The organism is Halomonas sp. PBN3 (assembly GCF_000475415.1).
In the GTDB taxonomy this organism is placed as follows: domain Bacteria; phylum Pseudomonadota; class Gammaproteobacteria; order Pseudomonadales; family Halomonadaceae; genus Halomonas; species Halomonas shengliensis.
In genome coordinates this window covers 1-2507 of sequence record NZ_AXCA01000151.1, presented here as the reverse complement: position 1 = coordinate 2507, position 2507 = coordinate 1, and the positions used below count along the sequence as shown (strand labels likewise).

Below are 2507 nucleotides of genomic sequence, written 5' to 3'. Positions count from 1 at the left end.
TAAGCCCTCTTGACCGTATCGAGTACCGAGATCAGGCCCTGCTGCTCGAACCATTTCCGTGGCAAGGCCTGATTCATGTGCGAGGCGCCGGCGTTCCACCAAGGGCCTCGCCCGTTTCCCGCTGACTTCCACGCCCGATGGTCGTCCAGTCCCAGCGCCCGTAGCTTGCGGCGCCGTGTCCGCGGGCGTTTCCATTGCCGCCAGATCACGCAACGCAGTCGGCGACGTATCCAACCCTCCAGCGCTTCCAGCGGGCGCTTTACGTCGACGAAGGAGAAGTAGTTGGCCCAGCCCCGCAGGACCGGGGTCAACTCTTCAATAACGCGCCGTATGTTGCGCCCCCTGCCACGCTTGAGGATCTCGCGGACACGCTGCATCAGGCGCTGCAGGCTGGTCTTGGCCAGCGTCAGCTTCGGCCGCTTGTGTCGGGTCAGCGTGTAGCCCAGATACCCCCGGTGCCAGGGTCGATCCACCGCACTCTTGTCGCGATTGACCGTCAGCCTGAGTGAGCTCTCGAGAAAATCACTCAGACTGGCCATGACGCGCTCGCCCGCTCGCCGACTCCTGACATACACCTGCAGTCGAGTCGCCCCGGGGAACTTCCCCCCGAGGCGCTCACAGAACCGTACGTGAACCTCTCAGCTCATACGGCTCTTCTTACCCAACCCTGCCCATACAGCAGCGGCCAGTGGGCAAACAGCCGAGGATTCTGTCGCGCCACACGGTCCAGCCAGTGACTAGCCCGCCGGCGATGCCCCCTCAACCGTTTAAACTTCTGGGTCGCCCACCTCACGAGTCGTCGGTCTATCTGTCGCAGCGTCGGATACAGTGCCGACTTGTAGAAGGCCCCGTAGTACCGGACCCAGCCCCTGATCCAGGCATTGAACATGTTCGCCAGGTCGCGTAACGACTTGTCACTGCGTAACTGCAGATTCCACCGTCGTACCGTCTGCCGAATGGCCTTCCCGGCCTTGTTGCTGATCGCCGGCGTGAAGTTGATGAAGAACTTCCCGTACCGATTCCTCGATCTCCGGGGCCGAAAGGTGTAGCCCAGAAAGTCGAAGCTGTGGACAGGGTAGTCCTGACGCCGATCGTCGTCCTTGCAATAGACGATCTTGGTCTTCTCCGGGTGGAGCTCCAACCCACACGCCGCGAAGCGTTCCTCCAGTGCGGCTTTCAGTTGCTCGGCCTGTTGCTGCGACCGACAGTGGCAGACCCCATCATCCGCATATCGCTCGAAAGGTACGCCGGGAAAGTGCCTCCCCATCCAGGCATCGAACGTGTAGTGCAGAAACAGGTTGGCCAACAGCGGACTGACGACGCCACCTTGCGGTGTCCCACGATCACGCTGGTGGCAAGTGCCATCCGGCATCATCACGGGCGCCGTCAGCCAGCGCTCCAGATAGAGCAGAATCCAGCGCTCCTTGGCATGATGGCGCACGGCCTTCATCAGCAGCTGATGGTCGATAGCGTCGAAGAACCCCTTGATGTCGAGGTCGACGACCCAGTCATACCGCCAGCAACGCTTTCTGGTTTGTGCCAATGCCTGGTGTGCGGACTTGTTTGGCCGATACCCATAGGAATCCGGGTGGAAATGTCGCTCCAGCCTCGGCTCCAGGGCCTGCTTGACTACCATCTGGGCGATCCGGTCAGACACCGTGGGGATTCCCAGTGGTCGGGTCTTGCCATCGCTCTTCGGGATCTCCACTCGCCTGACCGGTGGGGGCAAGTAGCTGCCTGACGCCAGCCGATTCCAGAGCTTGTAGAGGTTGTTGATCAAATTCCTCTCGAAGTCCTCGATCGTCTGGCCGTCGACACCCGCCCCACCCTTGTTGGCCTTGACTCGTTTGTAAGCTTCCCATACCTGACGCTTGGTAATGGGAAAGGGTTTTGCCTGGTTCATGAGCGTCCTCCCCCGAAGGGTTGCGCCCATGTCACAGGCTGGATAAGGCAACCCCTTCGCTCCCGTCCCATTACAGGACGCTCGTCACTACTACGGGTTGCTCCGCCCCTGTACCCCGCATCGGTACTCTCACACTCATGGGGTCTCCATTTGTGTTTCTCCCTTGGCATCGGGGTGACAGGTTCCCACGTTCCACACAAGAGCCTGGACTGCCTTCCCGCCACCTTCATGCCGGACGCCGTCTGGGCAGTCAGCAGGCGCCCCCCAGACTTGTCCCGGGGTAACGACCGCTCCCCGGTTTTGACGTCATTCCTACGCTTTCGACACGTCATCAGCGGTTCACTCACGTTCGGCTCTGCAGTCCTCACCTGACGAGCTCTTGGCTCGCCTTTTCCCATCTCGCTTCCCACCACCTCTCTTAAAGGCAGCAGTAGTGGGTGGTTTGGAGCCTCCGCCTGCACAGCGGCTCCGAGGGGCCCGCCCTCATCTCTTGTGCAGCATGGCTACGCAGCGAGCTTGTGCTCGGTTGCGCGCCTTCGTGGCACACGGTCGTCGGCATAGCGGCAAAAGCGGTGGCCGCGGCGTTCCAGTTCCTTGTCCACGT

At 61.3% G+C, this 2507-nt stretch carries 2 protein-coding genes; both read right to left on the bottom strand.

Translation table 11 applies throughout. The features are described 5' to 3' along the window. On the bottom strand, positions 1-539 hold a 539-nt coding region (locus Q673_RS25765; RefSeq protein WP_023005564.1), incomplete at its 3' end, for a group II intron maturase-specific domain-containing protein. Between the two features lie 104 nt (positions 540-643). Continuing rightward, positions 644-1903, bottom strand: a complete 1260-nt coding sequence (gene ltrA, locus Q673_RS25760; RefSeq protein ID WP_023005563.1) for a group II intron reverse transcriptase/maturase — start codon at positions 1901-1903, stop codon at positions 644-646. Positions 1904-2507: the final 604 nt, after the last annotated feature.

Coding starts and splice junctions, on each gene's coding strand:
- ltrA (WP_023005563.1), bottom strand. CDS start 1,903: ATGAACCAGGCAAAACCCTTTCCCATTACCAAGCGTCAGGTATGGGAA.